At 39.9% G+C, this 25,040-nt stretch carries 20 protein-coding genes; 7 read left to right on the plus strand and 13 right to left on the minus strand.

Going from position 1 to position 25,040, the window contains the following annotated elements; genetic code table 11:
- Positions 1-103: 103 nt before the first annotated feature.
- Complete coding sequence (locus ACSLUH_RS18555) at positions 104-1,681, plus strand: PKD domain-containing protein (protein WP_448569795.1); 1,578 nt, start codon at positions 104-106, stop codon at positions 1,679-1,681.
- Positions 1,682-1,946: 265 nt separating this feature from the next.
- On the opposite strand, the gene ACSLUH_RS18560 is transcribed toward ACSLUH_RS18555, so the two are convergent.
- The gene (locus ACSLUH_RS18560) at positions 1,947-2,126 is read right to left on the minus strand and encodes a hypothetical protein (protein ID WP_448569797.1); all 180 of its coding nucleotides are present in this window, start codon (positions 2,124-2,126) and stop codon (positions 1,947-1,949) included.
- A 552-nt stretch (positions 2,127-2,678) separates the two neighbouring features.
- Here ACSLUH_RS18560 and ACSLUH_RS18565 point away from each other — a divergent pair.
- The 3 genes from ACSLUH_RS18565 to ACSLUH_RS18575 all read left to right on the plus strand — a co-directional run bounded on the left by ACSLUH_RS18565 (position 2,679) and on the right by ACSLUH_RS18575 (position 5,299).
- Entirely contained in the window at positions 2,679-3,218 is a 540-nt protein-coding gene (locus tag ACSLUH_RS18565) for a hypothetical protein (protein ID WP_448569799.1), read from the plus strand.
- A gap of 2 nt (positions 3,219-3,220) precedes the next feature.
- Positions 3,221-3,469 (plus strand): hypothetical protein, encoded by a 249-nt coding sequence (locus ACSLUH_RS18570; RefSeq protein WP_448569801.1) that lies wholly within the window; start codon positions 3,221-3,223, stop codon positions 3,467-3,469.
- A 996-nt stretch (positions 3,470-4,465) separates the two neighbouring features.
- Complete coding sequence (locus ACSLUH_RS18575; RefSeq protein WP_448569803.1) at positions 4,466-5,299, plus strand: DUF2971 domain-containing protein; 834 nt, start codon at positions 4,466-4,468, stop codon at positions 5,297-5,299.
- Positions 5,300-5,355: 56 nt separating this feature from the next.
- Here ACSLUH_RS18575 and sucD read toward each other — a convergent pair whose 3' ends face one another.
- From sucD to sdhC, 8 genes are all read right to left on the minus strand, one after another.
- On the minus strand, positions 5,356-6,228 hold the full coding sequence (gene sucD, locus ACSLUH_RS18580; protein ID WP_448569805.1) for a succinate--CoA ligase subunit alpha: 873 nt from the start codon (positions 6,226-6,228) through the stop codon (positions 5,356-5,358).
- Positions 6,228-7,394, minus strand: coding sequence for an ADP-forming succinate--CoA ligase subunit beta (gene sucC, locus ACSLUH_RS18585; RefSeq protein ID WP_448569807.1), 1,167 nt, complete (start codon positions 7,392-7,394; stop codon positions 6,228-6,230). The genes sucD and sucC overlap by 1 nt, the downstream gene beginning before the upstream one ends.
- A 168-nt stretch (positions 7,395-7,562) precedes the next feature.
- Positions 7,563-9,053 (minus strand): 2-oxoglutarate dehydrogenase complex dihydrolipoyllysine-residue succinyltransferase, encoded by a 1,491-nt coding sequence (odhB, locus tag ACSLUH_RS18590; RefSeq protein ID WP_448569809.1) that lies wholly within the window; start codon positions 9,051-9,053, stop codon positions 7,563-7,565.
- A gap of 29 nt (positions 9,054-9,082) precedes the next feature.
- Positions 9,083-11,887 (minus strand): 2-oxoglutarate dehydrogenase E1 component, encoded by a 2,805-nt coding sequence (gene sucA / locus ACSLUH_RS18595; protein ID WP_448569811.1) that lies wholly within the window; start codon positions 11,885-11,887, stop codon positions 9,083-9,085.
- A 122-nt stretch (positions 11,888-12,009) separates the two neighbouring features.
- Positions 12,010-12,720 (minus strand): succinate dehydrogenase iron-sulfur subunit, encoded by a 711-nt coding sequence (locus tag ACSLUH_RS18600; RefSeq protein WP_448569813.1) that lies wholly within the window; start codon positions 12,718-12,720, stop codon positions 12,010-12,012.
- A gap of 13 nt (positions 12,721-12,733) precedes the next feature.
- Complete coding sequence (gene sdhA / locus ACSLUH_RS18605) at positions 12,734-14,503, minus strand: succinate dehydrogenase flavoprotein subunit (RefSeq protein WP_448569815.1); 1,770 nt, start codon at positions 14,501-14,503, stop codon at positions 12,734-12,736.
- Positions 14,504-14,851, minus strand: coding sequence for a succinate dehydrogenase, hydrophobic membrane anchor protein (gene sdhD / locus ACSLUH_RS18610; RefSeq protein WP_448569817.1), 348 nt, complete (start codon positions 14,849-14,851; stop codon positions 14,504-14,506).
- Complete coding sequence (sdhC, locus tag ACSLUH_RS18615; RefSeq protein ID WP_448569819.1) at positions 14,845-15,219, minus strand: succinate dehydrogenase, cytochrome b556 subunit; 375 nt, start codon at positions 15,217-15,219, stop codon at positions 14,845-14,847. Before sdhC ends, sdhD begins: the two co-directional genes overlap by 7 nt.
- Before the next feature lie 381 nt (positions 15,220-15,600).
- On the opposite strand from sdhC, the gene ACSLUH_RS18620 reads away from it, so the two are divergent.
- Positions 15,601-16,887 (plus strand): citrate synthase, encoded by a 1,287-nt coding sequence (locus ACSLUH_RS18620; protein ID WP_448569821.1) that lies wholly within the window; start codon positions 15,601-15,603, stop codon positions 16,885-16,887.
- A 305-nt stretch (positions 16,888-17,192) separates the two neighbouring features.
- On the plus strand, positions 17,193-17,981 hold the full coding sequence (gene tcdA / locus ACSLUH_RS18625) for a tRNA cyclic N6-threonylcarbamoyladenosine(37) synthase TcdA (RefSeq protein WP_448569823.1): 789 nt from the start codon (positions 17,193-17,195) through the stop codon (positions 17,979-17,981).
- Between the two features lie 83 nt (positions 17,982-18,064).
- Here the strand turns inward: tcdA and ACSLUH_RS18630 are convergent, their stop codons facing one another.
- The gene (locus ACSLUH_RS18630; RefSeq protein WP_448569825.1) at positions 18,065-19,723 is read right to left on the minus strand and encodes a SufS family cysteine desulfurase; all 1,659 of its coding nucleotides are present in this window, start codon (positions 19,721-19,723) and stop codon (positions 18,065-18,067) included.
- Positions 19,724-19,879: 156 nt separating this feature from the next.
- On the opposite strand from ACSLUH_RS18630, the gene ACSLUH_RS18635 reads away from it, so the two are divergent.
- On the plus strand, positions 19,880-20,089 hold the full coding sequence (locus ACSLUH_RS18635) for a hypothetical protein (RefSeq protein ID WP_448569827.1): 210 nt from the start codon (positions 19,880-19,882) through the stop codon (positions 20,087-20,089).
- Between the two features lie 31 nt (positions 20,090-20,120).
- On the opposite strand, the gene ACSLUH_RS18640 is transcribed toward ACSLUH_RS18635, so the two are convergent.
- The 3 genes from ACSLUH_RS18640 to pnp form a co-directional block, all read right to left on the minus strand.
- A complete protein-coding gene (locus ACSLUH_RS18640) occupies positions 20,121-21,542 on the minus strand; it encodes a hypothetical protein (protein ID WP_448569829.1) in 1,422 nt (473 codons plus the stop codon).
- Positions 21,543-21,553: 11 nt separating this feature from the next.
- Positions 21,554-22,432 carry a protease adaptor lipoprotein NlpI gene (gene nlpI, locus ACSLUH_RS18645; protein WP_448569831.1) on the minus strand — a complete coding sequence of 293 codons (879 nt, stop codon included), beginning with the start codon at positions 22,430-22,432 and terminating at the stop codon, positions 21,554-21,556.
- Positions 22,433-22,538: 106 nt separating this feature from the next.
- Complete coding sequence (gene pnp / locus ACSLUH_RS18650; RefSeq protein ID WP_448569833.1) at positions 22,539-24,683, minus strand: polyribonucleotide nucleotidyltransferase; 2,145 nt, start codon at positions 24,681-24,683, stop codon at positions 22,539-22,541.
- Positions 24,684-25,040: the final 357 nt, after the last annotated feature.

The raw sequence follows: 25,040 nt of genomic DNA on the forward strand, positions 1-25,040 counted from the left end.
GGAGGGGGGAAGGTCACAGCACATATAATAATTGATTTTATTTAGAGTCAAATCTATTATACTCCCTCGTTTATAATAGGTCTGTTAATAAAGGAATCAATACGTGACTCAAACCTGTATAAGGATATTATTATTCTTCTTCTTAATCTTAAGTAGTAACATTCTAGCCAATAACTACATTAAACTTGAAAGCTCTGGTAGATACTTCAATAATTTTAATGAAGAAATTACTGAACTCACGCACTTATCGGCGACAGAAACAGAAATTCATATTGAAAGTGCAAATTGGGAGTTAGATTTTTCAGCACCTTTAGCATCACCATTTACAGCAAAAGCCTCCTATTTAGGGGTATCGAATTATCCATTTGGTAGTGATAATAAAGCGAAGTTCAAAATTGATTGGAAAGTTGGGCGATGTTCAGATCATCGAGGCGAATACTTTATATACGAATATGATATTGACAGCGAAGTCCCAAAGATTGCTCTAGACTTCAAACAATATTGTGGTGGTTTTTCAGGAACACTAAACGGGCAAATAAGAATTAATTCAGACATTCCAGTTCCTTATGGAGAGCCTTTTATCGTCATCGCTCCCACCCCCCAATTGGTAGAAGGTGGCTCTATTTTGATGGATGCGACGAAATCATTTTCAAGTGAACCTTTTTCAGGCACAACCAACATCAATAGTTTTTTTTGGCGTCAAATTTCTGGACCAGAAATTACTTTATCAAATCCTAATATTTCAACACCGAGCATTACTGCGCCTGAAGACATTAAACTTGAAGGCGAAATAATAGAACTTGAACTAACCGTTTTTGACGAGCTAAATCAGTCAGCTGAAAAAAATATAAGACTTGATATCAACAGCAAGAGCGCACCGTTAACATACGTACTTATTGAACCTATAACTGAAACATGGATCACAGGTGGTAAGCCGTTATTTTTTGATCTTTCAAACGATAAAATTGAATTATCTTACTGGTCTGATAAATCTATTTCTGTCGATATTAATGGCTTTGATTGGTCAATTCAATTTGATGCTCCTAACGACGACTTGCTAGCAATTGGAGAGTATGCCGATGCGGGCAATTACCCATTTCAAGAGGAAAACCAAGCTGGTATCAGTTTCTCAGGAAATGGTAAGGCATGTTCTGAAGATCTAGGAAATTTTGTTATCAGTACTCTAGAGTATGGTCAAAATAATAAACCTCTTTCCTTTGCAGCTACTTTTGAAGTTCACTGTAGAGAAATAGGTAATGGAACAATTAGAGGAGAAATTTTTTATAACGCTAAACACCCAAGTGTTCCTATTGCCAATGCAGGGCAAGATATAACAATTGAGGAAGGCAAAACCGTATCATTAAATGGTAATGGGTCCACAGATTCAAAGGGCGAAATTATTGAATACTTGTGGTCAACTGATGACTCATCTATCGTTATAAATAATAATGGCAGTAGCAATGCAACCTTTATTGCGCCAGATGTTACCCAAAATACAGACATCAGTATTAACTTGACAGTTAAAGATAATGAAGGATTTAAGTCTCAAGATATAGTGAAAGTAACTGTTACTAATGGTTCTACTACAGAGAGTTCATCAAGCGATTCAAGTTCTGGTGGCAGTATCCATTTCTTATTGCTTTCTTGTTTTGTGTGGTTATTAAGAAGTTCACAAAAATAGTTAAAAGATAACGTATTATAGGGTAATGACATCACATTGTTATTACCCTTTTAAAATTCTAATAAATAAAGGGGTCGGTGACACATGCGTCTCATTCTCAATAAGGAAATACTACCAAATCTCAAATCTTAGGTGAGCGCCCCCTATGCTCAAATCCGATAGATCGGCCTAGTGCGCGTTCAATCTCTTGCTTAAATCGTTTATCACCATAGGGCATGTTGAATTTGGCGGCATTGCTAATGCTATCAATAGTAGACAACTCAAGTTATCTCGAAAACAAAGACTGATAATTCGCTTCAACACTTGTCATATCATGGCCTAACGCTAAGTAACTTGAATGAGTTTTCAGCAACTTTCGTTGTTCTAAACCAGCATTCACAGATAACTTGACCAAAGATAATCTTTCGGAGATTTTACGGCCGACAACTAAATGCGAATAAGACACATGTGTCACCGACCCCTTTTATTCCTCAGCGCCCAATTCAGCGGAAACCTTTGAAAATTAACGAACGTTCCACTCGATGCCTACCAATTTATCATCCATGAACAGCGGTAGCCCTCGACATCCTTGTCTCGGGTCGAGTGTCATTTTGTTAGTTAATTTTCAAACCGCTTCAATGGGAACGAGTCAAAACCGCCCCGCTCACTGCAATAGCGAATATATAGAACACAAAGAGGAAGAAACTAATCACGCAACTCGAACGAAGCACAATCCTGCTTGGTAAAATGTCTGGATGAACAATAAATTTCCGCTATTGCTGGCACGGATAGCCGGCAAAGTTCAGTTAGCACAAGGAAGTGCTATCTGAACGTTAGCTCGATAAATTTATTGTTCAGAAAGAAAAACATTTTACAGCAGCATCCAATTCCGCGAAAACATCATAACTCTAAAGTATTTTAGTTTGAATCTGACCGCTTGCTTGTTATAGAACGGACTTGACTGCAACATTTCTTTATAGTTAGTATACATTAAGCTTAATATCTTACAGGGAAGAAGATGCTTAATCTAACTCAACTCGTCAATTTTACCCCCCTTAAACTATTATTTTTATTTACTTTATTATCTAAAAACGTAATGGCTAGCAATATCGAAATAAAAGACTTTTCATTCCAGTTGGATAAACAATGGGTTAGCATTACAGTTCTTCCTGATGAAAATGTACTTTTAAAAGATGACGCAAACCAAATCGAGCTTGCACCATTCACACGAGCTTATCTATTTGAAAATACTAAACTGTATACTATAAAAGAATTTGGCGAATGTCTGGCAGGCATAAAATGTTCTGACTTTAAACTCGCAAAACGTATCAAAGCTTTACCTTTCAAACAAAAGAGAACAGAAATAGCGCATGATGTCTGCATAGATTCACTAATAACCTGTTATATCTACCCTGCTATACCTAGCAACTATACCTATAGCGCATTTGTTTTCAGCAATAATATCAACTCATATTATCTGCAAGTTCAAACAACCTTATTAGAAAGTTCGGAATTCATAAAACAACTAAATAAAATAAAATTGAAGAGAAAGGGATGAATATGTCTTCAACATCAAAAATAAAGAACGAAACAAAACAAGAAATTAATACAATATTAGCAGCGGTTTATGGAAGAGCGTTTGATAATTTTGCACCTTCACATAAAACAGTGCCTGTTATGGCTGACTTTATCAGTAAACTAGCTACTTGTAACAAGAAAATAAGTGACCTATTAACTAGTCTTAGTTTGTTAAATGGACAAGGTGTGGCGATTAAATTAATAAGCACAGCAGCAAAAATAGCAAAGTAATGATAAGCACGCTTTCAAAATGTGTGACAACTTTGTAAAAGCTGCGTACAAACCTATGTTTCTTAGTTCTCAGTTTTAACAAGATACTAGTTATTCAGCCGAATAAAACACGATTGACTCATTGAGATCAAGTCGGTTATTAAAGTAATTTCATTCTATTGTTCTGTAATATGGCGGCGGTGGCCGCAGCACGAAAGAGGGAAAAATCGCTTGTTTCCCTCTTTCAACTCCCTCAGCGCCCAATTCAGCGGAAACCTTTGAAAATTAACGAACGTTCCACTCGATGCCTACCGATTTATCATCCATGAACAGCGGTAGCCCTCGACGTCCATGTCTCGGGTCGAGTGTCACTTTGTTAGTTAATTTTCAAACCGCTTCAATGGGAATGGGTCAAAACCGCCCTGCTCACTGCAATAGCAAACCAACTTCATTCAACGAGATTAATCACCAAGCTAAAACGAAGCACAATCCTGCTTGGTAAAATGTCTGGGTGAACAATAATTTTCAGCTATTGCTGGCAAGGATAGCCAGCAAAGTTCAGTTAGCACAAGGAGGTGCTATCTGAACGTTAGCTCGATAAATTTATTGTTCAGTAAGAAAAACATTTTACAGCAGCGCGCGGGGAGTCCAGAGGGGCTTCGGCGCACAAATTCGTCAGGAACGAATTTGAACATCGAAGATGGCCTGAAAGGTAAAATACAAGGATGTATTTTATAACCGCTCCTTCTGGGTCGACGACAAGGATGTCGGAGGTAGAGCAACGCAGGAGCAGTTGCCGAGCCATTGAGCACCCTCGACAATATAAACATTAACAAAACACAAAACCTAAAAGCATTTTAATGTTTAGCTAATCCCATTTATTATGTTTACTATAAGTTTATTATTTAAAACGTGTTCAAATCAGTCATAACTCCCATAATTATCAACTTTTTCTTTATAAATTATAAAGAACCTTGCATAGTACTTTATAAAACTAATACCTATGTTTATTAACTTATGAGCAAAGAATTTCCACCAATTTATAAATTTAGGAACGTTACTGTTAACTCTCTTTCAAATCTTTCTAGTCATACAATTTGGTTTGCAAGTAAAGATTCCTTGAATGACCCATTTGAAGGAATGGTTAATGTAGCAAAGCCTGAAACAGATGATGAATTGATAAATTTTGCTTTGAATACCGGCACTAATAGCTTGGTAAAACAAAAAAAGCTAAGCCACGATGAAGCTTACAATATTGCTTTAGATACATGCGTACTAAATCGAGAAAAAACATTAAAAGAAACAAAGACGTCCCTCAACGAATTAATTAGCGGATTATCTAATGAACGTAATTCAATTGGAATTTTCTCTAGCTCACAAGATATATTAAGTAAAGATGATAATTATCCCCCGCATATTTCTAATATGCTAATGTGGTCACATTATGCCGATGGCCTTAGAGGTTTTTGCATAAAATTCGATTTAGCAAAACTTTTTGAATCATTAAAAAGTTTGAACAGGAACACAAAATTTTCTTGGGCTAACATTCGATATGTAGATATTGCCCAAACAGTCACGATAAATGATTTAAATGAAAGCGCTCTCAATATTTTAAGCGCAATACAATTTAAACACTCTCAATGGAAATATGAACACGAATTAAGATTTTTTGCTGATTCAATTGGAGCTATGAAGTTTTCTCCACAATCAATATGTGATTTTTATATCGGTGAAAAAATGCCGAAAGAACAGAAACACCTCTTGATGGGAATTATTAACCAATACTACCCTGAAGCAAACACACATACTGTTAAAGCAGCCGATAATGTATACGGCATACATATATTGTAATAACAAAAAACCCGCCATTCGGCGGGTTTTCAAATCATTTCAAAAGAAACAGTTGCTTACCAACCCGTCTTCTCTTTCAACGCATTACCAATTTCTGCTAAAGAACGCACTGTCTTAACACCTGCAGCTTCTAATGCCGCAAATTTCTCGTCAGCTGTACCTTTACCACCAGCGATAATCGCACCAGCATGGCCCATACGCTTACCTGGAGGAGCAGTAACACCAGCAATGTAAGAAACGACTGGCTTAGTCACGTTTGCTTTGATGTACTCTGCTGCTTCTTCTTCAGCCGTACCACCAATCTCACCGATCATGACGATCGCTTCAGTTTGAGGGTCGTTTTCGAACATCTCTAATACGTCGATGAAGTTAGTACCTGGAATTGGGTCACCACCGATACCAACACATGAAGATTGACCAAAACCAGCATCAGTTGTTTGCTTAACTGCTTCATAAGTCAATGTACCTGAACGAGATACAATACCTACTTTACCTGGCTTGTGGATGTGACCTGGCATGATACCAATTTTACATTCGCCTGGCGTGATAACACCTGGGCAGTTAGGACCAATCATGCGAACGCCAGTTTCTTCAAGCTTAACTTTAACGTCAAGCATGTCTAACGTTGGGATACCTTCCGTAATCGTAACGATTAACTCGATACCTGCGTCAATAGCTTCTAAGATAGCATCTTTACAAAATGGCGCTGGTACATAGATAACGGTTGCTGTTGCGCCCGTTGCTTCAACGGCTTCACGTACTGTGTTGAATACTGGTAAACCTAAGTGCGTTTGACCGCCTTTACCAGGAGAAACACCACCAACCATTTGCGTACCGTATTCGATCGCTTGCTCAGAGTGGAATGTACCTTGGCCACCAGTGAAACCTTGACAGATTACTTTGGTGTCTTTGTTAATTAATACAGACATTATTTGCCCTCCGCAGCTGCAACTACTTTCTCAGCAGCGTCAGTTAATGATTCAGCAGCAATAACGTTTACGTCAGAGCTTGCTAATACTTCACGACCCGCTTCAGCGTTAGTACCTTCTAAACGAACAACCACTGGTACTTTTACGCCAACTTCTTTAACCGCCGCGATGATACCTTCGGCGATCATGTCACAACGCACGATACCACCGAAGATGTTTACTAATACTGCTTTTACGTTGTCATCAGAAAGGATGATTTTGAAAGCTTCTGATACACGCTCTTTGGTTGCGCCGCCACCAACATCTAAGAAGTTAGCTGGCTTGCCACCGTGCAAGTTAACGATATCCATGGTACCCATTGCAAGGCCTGCACCGTTAACCATACAACCTACGTTACCGTCTAATGCAACATAGTTAAGTTCCCATTGAGCCGCATGTGCTTCACGCTCATCTTCTTGCGAAGGATCGTGCATTGCGCGGATTTTTGGTTGACGGTATAAGGCGTTAGAATCAACACCAATTTTACCGTCTAAACAATGTAAGTTACCTGCTTCTGTGATAACTAATGGGTTGATTTCTAATAACGCGAAATCGTGGTCGATAAACATGTTACCTAAACCCATGAAGATTTTAACAAATTGCTTCATTTGCGTTGGGTTTAAACCAAGTTTAAAGCCTAACTCACGCGCTTGATAAGCTTGAGGACCAACAAGAGGGTCAATCGCCGCTTTGTGAATTAAGTGAGGCGTTTCTTCTGCAACCGTCTCAATATCAACACCGCCTTCAGTTGAAGCCATGAATACAACGCGACGTGTACCACGGTCAACAACAGCGCCTAAATATAGTTCGTTTGCAATATCAGTGCAGCTTTCTACTAAAATTTTAGCAACAGGCTGACCATTCGCATCTGTTTGGTAAGTCACTAGGTTCTTACCTAACCAATTTTGCGCAAACTCTCTGATTTCGTCTTTTGATTTAACTAGCTTAACACCGCCAGCTTTACCACGGCCACCGGCGTGAACCTGTGCCTTGACAACCCACATATCACCGCCGATTTTGTCAGCAGCTTCAGCAGCTTCTTGAGGGGTATCGCAAGCAAACCCTTCAGAAACTGGTAAACCATATTCAGCGAATAATTGTTTCGCTTGATACTCATGCAAATTCATGGTGCGTTTCCATTTATCTGTAGATGATAATGGCAACAATTATTGACAAATCGTCACCATCGAAAAAAGTTGACCGATTATAGTACAAAAGCTCTAGAGAGCAAACCCTCTAGAGCTAATACTATAGTCGAAATTCTTAATATTTTTTGTTTAAGCTATAACTAAACATTAAATATCAAGTAATAAACGTGTTGGATCTTCTAATAACTCTTTAATCGTTACCAAGAATCCAACGGATTCTTTACCATCAATTAAACGATGGTCATAAGAAAGCGCTAAGTACATCATAGGTAAGATTTCTACTTTGCCATCAACCGCCATTGGACGATCTTGGATTTTGTGCATACCTAAAATAGCAGTTTGCGGTAAGTTAATGATTGGCGTTGAAAGCAATGAACCAAATACACCGCCGTTTGTGATAGTGAAGTTGCCACCTTGCATATCGTCCATCGTTAACTTACCGTCGCGACCTTTGATCGCTAAATCTTTAATACCCTTCTCGATACCCGCCATGCTTAATTGGTCAGCATCACGTAATACTGGTGTTACTAAACCACGTGGCGTTGAAACCGCAATAGAGATATCAAAAAAGTTATGATAAACAATATCATCGCCGTCGATCGAAGCATTAACCGCTGGGAAGCGCTTAAGTGCTTCAGTAACCGCTTTAACGTAAAATGACATAAAGCCTAAACGAGTATCATGAGTCTTCTCAAATACATCTTTGTATTGAGCACGAAGATCCATAATTGGCTTCATATTAACTTCGTTAAACGTGGTTAACATTGCAGTTGAATTTTTTGCTTCTAATAAACGGTTAGCGATTGTCTTACGTAGACGTGTCATCGGTACACGTTTTTGTGTACGCTCGCCAAGTGCTGCCGAAGCTTGTGCTGCTGGTGCTGGAGCCGACGCTTTCGCTGGTGCTGCTGGCTTGTTAGCCGCCGCTTCAACGTCTTCTTTCGTTATACGACCACCTTTGCCTGAGCCTTTAACATCTGATGCAGACAAGCCTTTTTCAGTCATCAAACGACGTACTGAAGGGCTTGCTAATTCATCAGAGCTAATGGCATCTTCTGCAGAAGCTGCTGGTGCTTCTGACGCTGCTGCTGAACCGCCTGTGCTCATTTCACCAATTTTTTGCTGGCCTAGCACCGTATCACCTTCAGCGTGAGCAATTTTACCCATCACACCATCAGCCGTTGCAGGGACTTCAAGCACAACTTTATCGGTTTCGATTTCAACTAATACTTGATCACGAGTGATTGCATCACCTTCAGCTACGTGCCATGTTGCTACGGTCGCATCTGCCACAGACTCTGGTAACACTGGCACTAAAATATCAATGGTTTCACCTGAAGCACTAGCTTCTGATTTTGGTGCTGAATGCTCAGATTTCTTTGGAGCATCACCGCTTGAAGCGCCTTCTGATAAAATACCAATCACTTGCTCGCCTAAAACCGTAGCACCTTCTTCTTGGCTAATTTCAGTGATCACACCGTCAGAAGTTGCTGGTACTTCAAGTACTACTTTATCGGTTTCAATATCAACTAATACTTGATCGCGTGAAACTTTATCTCCTACTTGAACATGCCAAGTAGCGACAGTTGCATCAGCAACTGATTCAGGTAAAACGGGAACCTTAATTTCGGTTGTCATTAATTTATTCCTTACTTACAAAAACTAGTCTATTCAACATTTAGCGCGTCATTGACTAGCGCTTGTTGCTCTTTAACATGTACAGACACATAACCTACCGCTGGGGCTGCAGAAGCCTTACGTCCAGCATATGTCAAATAAGTACCTTCAGGTATCGCTGCTCTGAAATGATGCTGAGAACAGTACCATGCCCCTTGGTTTTGTGGCTCTTCTTGACACCATACGAACTGTTTAACGTGTTGATATTTCTCTAACTCGCGCTGCAGTTCTTGCTCTGGGAACGGGTATAATTGCTCAATACGAATAATGGCAATATTGTTTTTCTCTTCTTTGCGGCGTTGCTCTAGGAGCTCATAATACACTTTACCGCTACAGAAAATAACACGTTCAACCTGCTCTGGCTTAATATCATCAATTTCACCAATGACATTATGGAAGACGCCCGATGCTAACTCTTCTAAAGAAGATACCGCTAATGAGTGACGTAATAATGACTTAGGAGACATTACCACCAATGGACGGCGCATAGGTCTAACAACTTGACGACGAAGCATATTAAATACTTGCGCAGGCGTTGACGGCACACACACTTGCATATTGTGATCGGCACACAACTGTAAGAAGCGCTCTAAACGTGCAGATGAATGCTCAGGACCTTGGCCTTCATAACCATGTGGCAGTAACATGGTTAAACCACACAGTCTGCCCCACTTTTGCTCGCCAGAACTGATAAACTGATCAAATACCACTTGCGCACAGTTAGCAAAATCACCAAATTGGGCTTCCCAAATCGTTAATCCTGCTGGCTCAGCTGTGGTATAGCCATATTCAAAAGCAAGTACTGAAACTTCAGATAAAACCGAGTCGTTAACATCAAATGCACCTTGCCCATCATGAATGTTACGCAACGGCATGTATTGGCTACCATCTTCTTGATTGTGCAATACTGCATGGCGATGGAAAAAGGTACCACGCCCCGCATCTTGACCGGTTATACGAACACGCTGTCCAGAGTCAATCACCGTTGCATAAGCTAGGTTCTCGGCCATACCCCAGTCTAATAGCTTTTCACCTGAGGCCATTTTTTTACGATCGTCATAGATCTTTTTCACACGACTATGCACAGGGTGTGATTCTGGATAAGTAGAAACTTTATTGGCAAGCTCTTTAAGCTTTTCCAGAGATATTTCTTTATCGTAATCATCATCCCAGTCATGGCCTAGGTATGGAGACCAATCAACTGAGTGCTGTGTCATTGGACGCCATTGTTCTACTGTGCATTGACCTTCATCAAGCAACTTGCGGTAGTACTCTGATAACTCAGTAGCTTTAGCTTCAGAAATACTACCTTCTGTCGCCAATTGGTTAGCATATAACTGCTTAGGCGTAGGGTGCTTTTTAATTTTTTTGTACATTAACGGCTGGGTTGCACTTGGCTCATCAGCTTCGTTATGGCCGTGACGGCGATAACATACCAAGTCGATGACAACATCACGCTTGAATTCGTTTCTAAAATCCAAAGCGATTTGCGTTGCTAATATCACCGCTTCTGGATCATCACCGTTAACATGTAAAATAGGTGCCGAAACCATTTTGGCGATTTCAGTACAGTATTCACCACTACGCGTATCTTGAGGATTAGAGGTCGTAAAACCAACTTGGTTATTTACGACGATACGAACACTACCACCGACTTTAAATGCACGCGCTTGCGACATATTAAAGGTTTCTTGAACAACGCCTTGACCCGCGATCGCAGAGTCACCGTGAATGGTGATAGGTAAAACCAAATCGCCTTGATTGCACTTACGACGATCTAAACGCGCGCGAACTGACCCCATAACAACAGGGTTAACAATTTCAAGGTGAGAAGGGTTAAATGCTAACGCTAAATGGACATTGCCACCTGGTGTAACAAAATCAGAAGAATAGCCTTGGTGATATTTTACGTCACCTGACGATAAAATTTCATCATGCTTGCCACCAAACTCATCAAAAAGCTTCGATGGATTCTTACCCATAACATTAACGAGTACATTCAAGCGACCACGATGCGCCATACCGATGACAACTTCTTTAGTGCCATGGCTTCCAGCGCGCGTGATTAACTCTTTGAGCATTGGAATTAGTGCGTCACCGCCTTCTAGAGAAAATCGCTTAGCACCAGGAAACTTAGCCCCTAGATACTTCTCTAATCCATCGGCAGCAATAAGCCCTTTTAGTACTTCTTCTTTCTCGTCTTTGGAAAGCTTAGCTCGTGACTGAACAGATTCTAAACGTTGTTGGATCCAACGTTTCTCTTCTGTTGACGTAATATGCATATATTCAGCACCGATTGAACCACAATAGGTTTTCTTCAGTGCATCATACAACTCACCAAGTTTCATTGACTCTTGACCAGCGGCAAAAGAACCAACATTAAACTCTTTATCAAAATCGTTTTCTGATAAATCGTGATGAGATAATTGCAAATCGCGTACTTTTTCACGTTGCCATAACCCTAACGGATCAATATTGGCATTTTGGTGACCTCGAAAACGAAATGCATTTATTAACTGCAAGACACGAACTTGTTTAGCATCACTACCGCCTGAAACGACGACGGTTTTGCTAGTTTGTTTCGCTAACTCTTTGAATTCTTCGCGAACAGCTGAGTGTCGATACTCAACGTCAACGCCTTCAATTTTTGGGAGTTGTTCAAAGACTTCTCGCCATTCTGCAGATACAGATTGCGAGTTATCTAGGTAAGATTCATATAGTTCTTCAATATAAGCGGTATTTGCACCACTTAAATGGGAAGACTCTAACCAAGCCTTCATTACACCTTCTGGCATTGCCTGTTCCTTTAATTGGGATTAAAGCGCCAAATAAACTATGTTTATTATCTAATTACTTAATAATAAACGCCTCGATTAAATTTACCGCCAGTCTACCTTTGGTAAACTGGCCTATTTTATTAAACAGCTCGCGAAAGAAGCATTGACTTAATGTGGCCAATGGCTTTTGTCGGGTTTAATCCTTTTGGACAAACATCTACACAGTTCATAATGCCGTGACAGCGGAATACGCTGTACGCATCTTGTAAATCGTCTAAACGCTCGTCTGTTGCTGTATCGCGACTATCAATTAAGAAACGGTATGCATGCAACAAACCTGCAGGTCCGATAAACTTATCTGGATTCCACCAAAAAGACGGACATGAGGTTGAACAACACGCACATAAAATACATTCATATAAACCATCTAAGTGCTCACGCTCTTCGATAGACTGCAAATGTTCACGTGCAGGTTGCTCTTTACCGTCATTAATTAAGTACGGCTTGATCTTTTCGTATTGGTTATAGAACTGCGTCATGTCGATAACCAAATCACGCACTACCGGTAAGCCTGGTAATGGACGCAATACGATTTTACTGGCTTTAACAGCAGATAGTGGGGTAATACAGGCTAAGCCGTTTTTACCGTTCATGTTTAAACCATCACTTCCACAAACACCTTCACGACATGAGCGACGGAAAGATAACGATGGATCCTGTTCTTTTAACAGAATCAACGCATCTAACACCATCATGTCTGATCCTTCAGGGATCTCTAACTCATAGTCCTTCATGTAAGGTGCATTATCAACATCTGGATTGTAACGGTAAATCGAAAAAACTTGTTTCATCGCTAAATGCTCCTTAGTACGTTCTTACTTTCGGTGGGAAAGCTTCACGGTGAACTGGCTTCATATTTACATCACGCTTTGACATTTCTTCATTGTCAGGTGTGTAAATGCTATGGCATAACCAGTTCTCATCATCACGATCTTTAAAATCTTCACGTGAATGAGCACCACGAGATTCGGTTCTAAAGTTAGCTGCTTTGGCGGTACAGTAAGCAGTTTCCATTAGGTTATCAAGCTCTAAACACTCAATACGTTGGGTATTGAACTCTCTTGACTTGTCATTAAGTGTTGCATTTTTAAGACGTTCGCGGATTTCAGTTAACTCTTTCATCCCTTGCGCCATTGCTTCACCTTCACGGAATACCGAGAAATTAAGCTGCATACATTGTTGTAAATCTTTGCGGATTTGTACTGGATCTTCGCCACCTGTTGAAGACTCCCAACGATTATAACGAGCCAACGCGGCGTCAAGATCAGATGCTGACGCTTCTTTACCGTTATCAGTTTCAGCTAAATAAGTACCTAAGAAGTTACCGGCAGCACGACCAAAGACCACTAAATCAAGCAGTGAATTACCGCCTAAACGGTTTGCACCATGTACAGATACATTGGCAATTTCACCCACTGCGAATAAACCTTCAATAATTGTGTTGTTACCAGTTTCTGGGTCATATTTAAGTGCTTGACCGTTAACATTACAAGGTACACCACCCATTTGATAATGACAGGTAGGAATAACCGGAATAGGCTCTTCTGCAGGATCGACATGAGCAAATGTTTTTGATAAATCACAAACGCCAGGTAAACGTTGATTTAACGTTTCACGACCTAAATGATCTAGCTTAAGTTTAATATGTGGACCCCATGGACCATCACATCCGCGACCTTCACGAATTTCAGTCATCATTGAACGTGCGACTACGTCACGACCTGCTAAATCTTTAGCATTCGGTGCATAACGTTCCATAAAACGTTCACCGTCTTTATTCAATAGGTAACCACCTTCACCACGACAACCTTCAGTAACAAGTACCCCTGCTCCAGCGATGCCTGTTGGGTGGAACTGCCACATTTCCATATCTTGCATTTGAACGCCAGCACGTAATGACATACCAACACCATCACCGGTGTTAATGTGTGCATTGGTTGTCGACGCAAAAATACGACCCGCGCCACCTGTTGCTAAAACAGTTGCACGCGCTTTAAAGTAACATACTTCACCTGATTCAATATCGATAGCCGTTGCACCAACAACATGACCATCACTATTTTTTACAAGATCTAAGGCATACCATTCAGAAAAAACGTTAGTTTTATTCTTCACGTTTTGTTGATATAAACAATGCAATAACGCATGACCCGTACGGTCAGCTGCAGCAGCGGTACGAGCTGCTTGCTCGCCACCAAAGTTTTTCGATTGGCCACCAAATGGGCGCTGGTAAACTTTACCATTTTCAAAACGAGAAAACGGTAATCCCATATTCTCTAATTCAATAATCGCTTCAGGACCTGTTTTACACATGTACTCAATCGCGTCTTGGTCACCGATAAAATCAGAACCTTTAACCGTATCGTACATATGATATTCCCAGTTATCCTCATGGGCATTACCCAATGCAACCGTAATACCGCCTTGTGCAGATACCGTGTGAGAACGAGTAGGAAATACTTTAGAAATCAAGGCACAACTTTTGCCAGATTCTGAGATTGCTAATGCGGCACGCATACCTGCACCGCCTGCGCCAATTACAATGGCGTCAAATTCACGAACTGATACGCTCACTTACACACCCCACACTGTTAAGAAACCAACCACTAAATAAGACAGTAAAGTGACGGCAAATAAAAATTGTAAAACACCGCGTAAAAAGGTTGGTTTCACATAATCAGAAAGCACTTGCCATACACCTATCCATGCATGAATAAGCAGGGCAAATAACGCTAAAATTGTTAATACTTTTGTACAGGTACCAGCAAAGAAACCTTGCCAAATGTCAAAAGTAACGTTTGGGGTGATGACAAAAAATCCCAAAATGTAAAATACGTATATCGCTAGAACAACGGCACTCGCACGTAACAGAATAAAATCATGTACACCGCTGCGGCCTACTGTAGCTGCATTATTTACCATAATTTCACTCCTACTAAGATAGTCAATACAATCCATAACGCTATAATTAGCTTAGCGCTGGTATTTCCTGACTCTTTTTCTTCAAAGTGGCCCATATCCATCAATAAATGACGAATACCACCAAGCAAATGGTAAATTAAAGCCGATAAAATACCGATAATAATGAGCTTAAAAATAACGCTATCAAATAAAGCTTTTACTTGAGCGAAACCTTCAGCGGAAGATAGTGATAGAGATAAAGTCCACAATAAAATACCAATAGCAAACACCATTACTACACCGGAAATACGGTGTAAAATCGAAGCTTTCGCTGCCGGATGCATTTTTATCGTAGTTAAATCTAGGTTTACAGGACGTTGTTTTTTCACGATTGTTGCCTAAAGAGCCTTCTACTTTTTTTTGCCACTCACGTATAATTTTTTATTAAATGAGTAACCCCCCAGTGATCTTAGGCTATATTTTATAAAGTTACAGAAAATTGTAAAAATCCTAGCCAGATCGTGCTGATTATATCGTTGATGATTTTTAATTACAATTTTCTTAACCGACAAATTATGTGCTATTTTAAAGGCTTGCGACTATTTTTTAATCGATAGTTTATATATCTTTGACTTTAGTCGATTGTTCTCAGATACCGTTTGACTTTTAGGGGGGTGTTTGAAGTAGAATACCGACCAGTTTTATATTCAGAAAAACTGACTAACTTTTCAATTATGTCAGACAACAAGATTTAATAGGGGATAAAACATATGGCTGATAAGAAAGCCTCTCTCAGTATCGATGGTAAGGAAGTTGCCTCTTTACCTATCCTTTCAGGTAGTGCCGGTCATGATGTTATTGACATCAGAACGTTGGGCGGCGCGGGCTACTTCACATATGACCCTGGCTTTTTAGCTACTGCCTCATGTGAATCAGCAATTACTTATATCGACGGGGCAAAAGGCATTTTACAGCACCGTGGTTACCCGATTGATAGCTTAGCGAAAGAAGCAAACTATTTAGAAGTTTGTTACATTCTGCTTAACGGTGAAGCACCAACACGCTCGCAGTATGACGAATTTAAGCAGATCATCACCAACCATACTATGGTGCATGAGAAACTTGCTCATTTCTTCCAAGGTTTCTTACCTGATGCACATCCAATGGCTATGCTATGTGGTGTTGTTGGCGCTCTTTCTTCGTTTTATCACAGCGACTTAGATATTCATGCTGCAGATCAGCGTATGCGCAGTGCACATCGTTTGATTGCCAAGATGCCTACCATCGCAGCAATGGCTTATAAATATAGTATTGGTCAACCATTTGTTTATCCTCGCAACGATTTGACTTATGCTGAAAACTTCTTGCATATGATGTTTTCAGTACCAGCAGAAGAATACAAAGTTAGCCCTGTATTAGCGCGCGCAATGGATAGAATCTTTACTCTCCATGCCGACCACGAACAAAATGCCTCGACATCAACTGTCCGACTAGCGGGTTCTTCTGGTGCTAACCCTTATGCATGTATTGCTGCAGGTGTTGCTTCTTTATGGGGGCCAGCACATGGTGGAGCTAATGAAGCTTGCTTAACCATGCTTCAAAAAATTGGTAACGTTGATCGTGTTGATGAATTTGTCGCTAAGGCAAAAGATAAAAATGATCCATTCCGTCTTATGGGCTTCGGACACCGTGTCTACAAGAACTTTGACCCTCGTGCGACAGTAATGCGTGAGACTTGTCATGAAGTACTTAAAGAATTAGGTGTTAATGACCCATTACTTGATGTTGCAATGGCGCTAGAAAAAGTCGCCTTAGAAGATCCTTACTTTATTGAGAAGAAACTTTACCCTAACGTAGATTTCTATTCAGGTATTATTCTTAAAGCTATTGGTATTCCAACAAATATGTTTACCGTTATTTTTGCTATGTCTCGTACCGTTGGCTGGATTTCTCATTGGAACGAAATGCTTGGTCAAGAAGGGCAAAAAATTGGTCGCCCTCGTCAACTTTACGTTGGTGAAATTGACAGAGAATTCGTTCCTTACAAAGATAGATAAACACGAATTAATCTAATTCTATATTTCAAAAAGGCAGTTAATAACTGCCTTTTTTTATGCTTATATACTTTTTCAAATTGAATATTTATTCATTTTGCATATTGGATACATTATATTTATTTTAGAGCCATTTTGTCCATAACCTACGATCAACAAAAACATTATTTTTAACATTAAATTTTTCTAATAAAGCGCAAAATAATATGATGTTTTGACATTTTTTCGTTGAGCTTACCTTAAAACTTGGCTTTTTAAACATTGACTTTGTTATACTGCGCGGCAAATTTTTATAGTTAATTGTAGTTATGTCAGGTTATCAAGAGCGATTTGGCGGTATTATTCGCCTTTATGGGATCAACGCAGCAGAGCGCTTTCGTCAGGCACATTTTTGTATTGTCGGCATTGGTGGTGTTGGTTCATGGGTTGCTGAAGCACTTGCTCGTTCAGGGATTGGCGAACTGACACTCATTGATCTTGACGATATTTGTATAACGAATATAAACCGACAATTACCAGCACTTTCTTCGACGATAGGTGAAAGTAAGGTTGATGTCATGGCACAGCGGATAAAAGACATTAACCCTGAGTGTAAAATTAATGTCATTGAAGATTTTGTCACCCTTGAAAACTTGCCAGAAGTGATCACAAAAAAATTTGATTATGTCTTTGATGCCATCGATTCTGTTAATGTCAAAACGGCGCTTATCGCCCATTGTAAGCGCCAAAAAGTTTCGGTTATCACCCTTGGTGGTGCTGGAGGACAAACCGACCCTACTCAAATTCAGATGGCTGATCTAAGCAAAACGATACACGATCCTTTGCTGTCTAAAGTGCGAAATCAGCTTAGACGCGACCATAACTTTACCAGAAACCCAAAACGAAAATTTGCCGTAGATGCCATTTTTTCCACCGAACACCCAATTTATCCAAGCGAAGACGGCAACGTATGTCTAGAAAAGCCAGAACAAACAGGGGCATTGCGATTAGATTGCAACAATGGTTTTGGTGCGGCTACTCATATTACAGCAACATTTGCATTCTATGCTGTAGGTATCGCTTTGAAAAAGTTTGCTAGTAAAGCAGTAAGCCAATAACGAGATACCGTTGTTGGCTTATTAGGGAGTATTGACCTTTAGCGGTTAAATTAAACTAAGAACCCCCCTCCCCTAATTAAAGGTTATTGAGCTACTTCGATTATTTTATCTTTTATCGCGAGCAAACCATTACCACGCGACGGGCTTAAATGTTGCAGTAGACCGAGTTTTTCAAAGAATTGGTCAATCTCGAATGTCTGAATTTCTTGTGCCGTTTTACCTTGATATGGAGACAAGACAACCGCAAGTAAGCCTCGAATTATTTTTGCATCACTATCACATGAAAAGTGATACTTACCCTTATTATCGATTGAATAACTAAGCCACGCCGCACTTTCACAGCCTTTTATTAACGTTTCTTCACTACGCTTGGCTTTATCCATGCGCTGTAGCGACTTTCCGAGCAGCATTAATTCTCGATGTCGACTATCCCACCCTTTGAGCTTTGAAAATCTAGCGATTAAATCGTCTGCCGCTACGCTATTATCATTGCTAAGCATATCAACACCCTGCTGATGTCGAACATTGTCAACTTTTACATTGCTTGCTAATACATCAACAATATAATCAACTTCTTGTTTGGTATTATATGGCGCTAAAGAAATGCGAATCGCACCATCAACGTTAAGATATTGGTATAATGGCATTGCACAGTGACGCCCTACTCGTGCTGCTATGCCCTTGCTGTCGAGTAGTGAAGCAACATCTTGCACATTGTCTTCTAAGGTAAAACTAAATAACGGGATGTCGGGCTTTCCTTCGACTAGCATTTTTAAGCCGGGGATATCACCAAACTTTTTATAAGCATAATCAATCAGTTGATTTTCATATTCGAGTGACTTATTGAGCCGATTAGTGTGAATAAAATTTATCGCTTGGTTAAAGCCAACAACTCCGGCGATATTCGGTGTACCAGCTTCAAACTTAAACGGAGGTTTTTGAAAGCTGGTTTTCTCAAATGTCACCGTTGAAATCATCTCGCCACCACTTTGATATGGCGGCATATTATTTAAGAGTTCCAACTTGCCATAGAGTACACCAACGCCTGTTGGACCATACATTTTATGCGCTGAAAAAGCATAAAAGTCGCAATCAAGTTGTTGAACATCAACATTCAAATGAGCGATGGCTTGCGCTCCGTCAATCAATGTAATTGCACCGACACTTTTAGCATGAGCAACAACTGATTTGATCGGATTAATTTTGCCAATAACATTGGAAATATGACATACGGCGACGATTCGCGTTCGTCTGCTAATAACCTCTTTAACCTTTTCCTCGTCAATAATTCCGCTAGGCGTTAAGGGTAAAACGTTAATTTTAGCACCCGTTCGCTGCGCCAATAATTGCCATGGTACGATATTAGCGTGATGTTCAGCATAGCTAAGTACAATCTCATCACCAGCTTGTAAATTAGCAATGCCCCATGTTTGAGCCACCAAGTTGATGCTTTCTGTACAGCCTTTCGTCCAAATGATTTCTTCACGATTTTTGGCATTGATCAGCTGTTTAACTTTATCTCTTGCTTGCTCAAATGCTGCAGTACTTTGTGACGATAAGGTATAAGATGCTCGATGAACATTGGCATTACTCTGCTGATAAAACTCAGTTTGGGCATCGATAACACAATGAGGTTTTTGTGTCGTTGCGCCATTATCTACATAAACAAGTGGTAGACCATGCGAACGAATTGCTAGCAATGGGAACTGAGATCTAAAGTGCTCAACGTTGAATTTATTCATCTAGGTTATTGACATACCAACATAATATTTTTGTCATCATTATAACGTATCTTTACTTTGGAAATCTCGAACTAAATCCACCTAATAAAAAAGGTTTTTAATTAGGTAATTTGTGCAATTTAAACTATAACTATAGTAAGTTATTTATAGGAATTCATGATGACTCTATTTTCATGGTACGTATCCAATAACGGCAATAAATTAGTGAATAATCCGGTAAATGAGGTAGATGCTAACCAAGGAATGTGGCCTACTGCTAAAGTAAGACTTCACAAAGCACCATTAGCAAAAGAAGTTCAAGGTAAAAAACATACAGCAGAAAACTTACCACTGATATTGTTGGCAAATAAGCGCCGCCTTACTTAATTATCCTTACTGATTGATAAAATATCCGTTCTTATTCAAGGTCAGCATATTTGCTGGCCTTTTCAATCCATGCGCTTGCCTTTTCTTTTTCATCGTTGGCAAGTAACGCTTGGCCAACATTGAAATGAAAACTCGGCATTCGATAATATCGGCTTAACTGAGAAACGAGCTGTTGATAGGTTTTAGGTAACGCCAATTCGAAATATTCCAATGTGGACCAGTTTTGCAAAGGCTTAACCGACATAAAGGTATTACCTTTTCTGCATGTTTTCGCTGGAAAAATCCCTACTTCTTGCGCAAAAACTGCGGGAGTACCTAGTTGCCAGCCATCTTCAAATTTGTGAACTACCGGCGTAGTAGATTTGATTAACGCTCGCCATGGCAACTTCGACATCACGGTCTTTCTCACCTGTGCTTGCTCTCCTTTGTAATAGTTTTTCATCACCGCAACATTGATTTTATCTATGGTATTGCTTTCCAGTTGGCAAAACTCATGATCATCGGGTAGTTGATATTCATCAACAAATCCGAGCAAGTGCAGTAACTCATGCCTAAAAACATTTACATCATCATTACTATCAAGATATAAAATGCCAAAATGCACGTTAGCGCCGCCATTAGGTAACATAACCGCTAAATAGCGTGAGTCTATTTCCGTTAACTTTTCATGCCATCGGCTTTCATCGCAACGTATCGCTGTGTCTGTATCTTTATCACACGATAAAACACTTAAAGGAATGTAACGAGGCTTGGAAATACAAAACTGTTGCCCGACAAATGTCTTTGAAACTTGTTCAATTAAACGGTTAGCATAACGTAAATCATGTAAGTTAGTTGCAAAAAAGGTAATCGTTAGGCAGTCACTATAATCCCGTACAGCTTGTTTAATTGGCTGGGAAAATATCGAATATTGTCTAAGTTCTTGGATAAGCTTTTGCCCTAGGGGAAACTCAGCTAACCGAGGAGTTAATTGAGTCAGTGTTTTTAGATCACCGTTAGACAATGCTAGTTCAACGCTTAATATCAAAGACCATGGCTTATCTGGGTATAGAAGTGCTTGTTGCTTGGCTAACAAAAGCTTATTTTGTTCAAACCAGTAATTTGCTAAAAATGCTGCAGCTTCACTATGACCGAGTTTTGAAGCGTGCTTAAACCAAAGTAATGCTGAATTGGTTTGATTTTTCTGATGATAGTCGTTTGCTAATTGATATGCTATGTCAGCATCACTGTTGGCTAGCACTACAGCTGACTGCCGCCAATTTGGATGAGAAGCCTTGCCGTATTTGACCACAAAATGATGATAATGCTGACAGTCAAATAGTGACAGCCAATTTAGCGAACTTAACGATATTGTCTCTGACTTTAACAGTGCATTAAAAAATACCCCATGAAAAGCCACAATTAGCGCAAGTGTCGCTAAACTCGAGTAGACCTTACTCCAACCCTTCTTCATTAAAAACTAAATTAAAGTGGCTGGTCACTTGTACGTAATAAGTCTAGCTCTAATTTTGCGTAACGATGTTCAACAAATTCATAAACATTAGTGCTCAATGCTAATTTATAAAAATTAGCGGCATCTCTATCATTGCCAGCAAACTGATGATACTTGCCAAGATAGAAATAAGCTTCACATAACCTATCGCTTAACGCTTTATTTGAACTGACACCTTTAGATAGGTTTTTAACAAATGCGTGCTCTGATATATTTCCTAAATACAGATCAACGATTTGCTTTGCCCACGTATGCTCTGGTATTTGCTTGGCTCGGTTTGAAAGCGACACATACGCCTGCTCTACTGACAGCTCTCTTTCCGCTAAATAAAGCCACAATATACGGTAAGGATCGCTTGGGCTTTGTTGATAAAAATGCTCTAAATCATCAATGGCAAGACTCGGGCGTCCACCGTAATATAAAGCAATCCCTCGATTTAAATAAGCAAACTGGTGTTGGTTATCTAACTCGATGGCAGAATCTAGCGAGTCATAGGCCTGAGTGTATTCTTGTAATTGAGTAAAATGAATGCCTAAGAAATTATAAGCATCAACCAAATCGGGCTTAAGCCTCAAAGCACGATTAAAATCTAAACGTGCCAGCGACCTCAAACCAACACTGTCGTAAATTACGCCACGGTCATAAAATAATTGCGCTCTTTGCTCGTCAGTTATATCAGCACGTTGAATAACCTCTGTCATTCGAGCAATAGCAATTTCGCTTTTATAATTGACTTCGATGGGTTCAGCAATAACAAGTTGGCCAACAAGGCTTTTATTGGTAGATAATGAACTACAAGCTTGCGTTCCAATAACCAAACTCAACACTAACAATTGATTGATAAATTTCACTTAATACCGAAACCTTTTATAACATGTTAATTAAAGTATATAAAAAAGGGAGCTATTACGCTCCCTTTTTATAAAGTTTGACATTATTTGTTACGCTTTAACTGCGTTACTCAGCGTCACTCTCAGCCTTATTATCGGCTTCACTTGCAGGAGCTTCTTCAGTAGCTGGCTTTTCAACCGCTTCTTTCATACTTAAACGTACACGACCTTGGCGATCAACTTCAAGTACTTTAACGGTTACTTCTTGGCCTTCAGATAACACGTCAGTAACGGCATTAACACGCTCGTCTGAAATTTGTGAGATGTGTACTAAGCCGTCTTTGCCTGGTAATACGTTAACAAACGCGCCAAAATCAACGATACGTACAACCTTACCTTGGTAAACCGCACCGACTTCAATTTCAGCAGTTAATGCATTAATACGAGCAATCGCATCTTTTGCTTGCTCACCATCGGTTGCAGCAATTTTAACGGTGCCGTCATCTTCAATTTCAATGGTAGTGCCTGTTTCTTCAGTTAACTGACGAATAGTCGCGCCACCTTTACCAATGATGTCACGGATCTTATCAACGTTAACTTTCATTGTGTGAATACGCGGTGCAAACTCAGAAATATCATCACGATGACCTTCAATCGCTTGGTCCATTACGCTAAGAATGTGCGTGCGAGCTGCTTTTGCCTGATTCAAGGCAATTTGCATGATCTCTTGAGTGATACCTTCGATTTTGATATCCATTTGCAGTGCAGTAATACCTTCAGTAGTACCTGCTACTTTAAAGTCCATATCTCCTAGATGATCTTCATCACCCAAAATATCAGATAAAACAACAAAGTTTTCGCCTTCTTTAACTAGCCCCATTGCAATACCAGCGACAGACGCTTTGATTGGTACACCAGCATCCATTAATGCTAATGATGTACCACATACTGATGCCATTGACGAAGAACCATTAGACTCAGTAATTTCAGAAACCACACGTACCGCATACGGAAACTCTGATTCTGAAGGCATTACCGCTTGAATACCGCGCTTAGCTAATCGACCGTGACCAATTTCACGACGCTTTGGCGAACCAACAAAACCAGTTTCACCAACACAGTATGGAGGGAAGTTGTAATGCAACATAAAGTTTTCGGTCTTTTCACCCATTAAGGTATCAAGACGCTGCGCATCACGCTGTGTTCCCAATGTTGCTGTTACTAAAGCTTGAGTTTCACCACGAGTAAATACTGCAGATCCATGAGTACGCGGTAGCACACCTGTCATAACGTCTAATGCGCGGATCATTTCTGGATCACGACCATCGATACGAGGAGAGCCTTGTGTGATTCGACCACGAACAATTTTCTTTTCTAAGTCGTGGAATAAATCTTTTGCTTCTTGCTCGTTTAATTCTTCATCTGCAGCGACTAATTGCTCTAATACCGCATTTCGGATTTCAGCAATTTTATCGTAACGCGCTGCTTTTTCAGTGATCTGATAAGCATCATTTAATTGCTCAGAAGCAAGTTCTGCGATTTTTGCTGCTAACTCAGTATTCGTCTCTGGCGCAGTCCATTCCCATGCTGGTGTATTCACTTCAGCTTTGAATTCATTGATGGCTTGAATCGCTGTTTGCATTTGCTCATGGCCAAAAACCACTGCGCCAAGCATTACTTCTTCAGAAAGCACCTCTGCTTCTGATTCAACCATTAATACTGCAGATTCAGTCCCTGAAACCACCAAATCTAACTGACTGTTCGGTAATTCAGACTGAAGAGGGTTTAAGATATATTTGCCATCAACGTAACCAACACGAGCTGCACCGACTGGGCCGCTAAATGGAATACCTGAAATAGCAAGCGCTGCAGAAGTACCTAACAATGAAATAATATCAGGTGAAATTTCTGGGTTTGCAGAAACAACGGTAATGATAACTTGAACTTCGTTCGTAAACCCTTCAGGGAATAAAGGACGAATTGGACGGTCAATCAAACGCGCAGTTAATGTCTCTTCTTCACTAGGACGACCTTCACGTTTAAAGAATCCACCAGGAATCTTACCTGCTGCGTAAGTACGCTCTTGGTAGTTTACTGTTAATGGGAAGAAATCTTGCCCTGGAACCGCTTCTTTTTTACCTACGACAGATACCAAAACACTGGTATCGTCCATGCTTGCCATTACGGCAGCAGTTGCTTGTCTGGCGATAGCGCCAGTTTCAAGTGTTACTGTATGCTGACCAAATTGAAATTTTTTAGTAATCGGAGTCACTATATTTTCCTTATTTTTTCGGATTTCCAATCTGTACAATTATTTATTGACTGTTTAGATGAAGGCGATAATCGAAGACAACAAATAATTATACAGTTTGGAATTATTAACATTTTTAATGATGCGATGCTTTTACTTTAAAAATCGCAACGACATTATACTTACCTTAAAAGCATTTACTAGCGTCAATAACCAATTTGCCGATATGTTTGTCGAAAAAAAGACCAATAAAGTAAATAATCCACCTTCTAAAGAAGGTGGCTTTGCATTAGCCCCCTAAACAAGGGGGCCATTTTACCCTAGCAGGTTCATCTGCCTTCGTTCTTCCAGCTTTTCTTGTTTATCTTGGTGTCGTAC

The organism is Thalassotalea ganghwensis, from assembly GCF_053485795.1.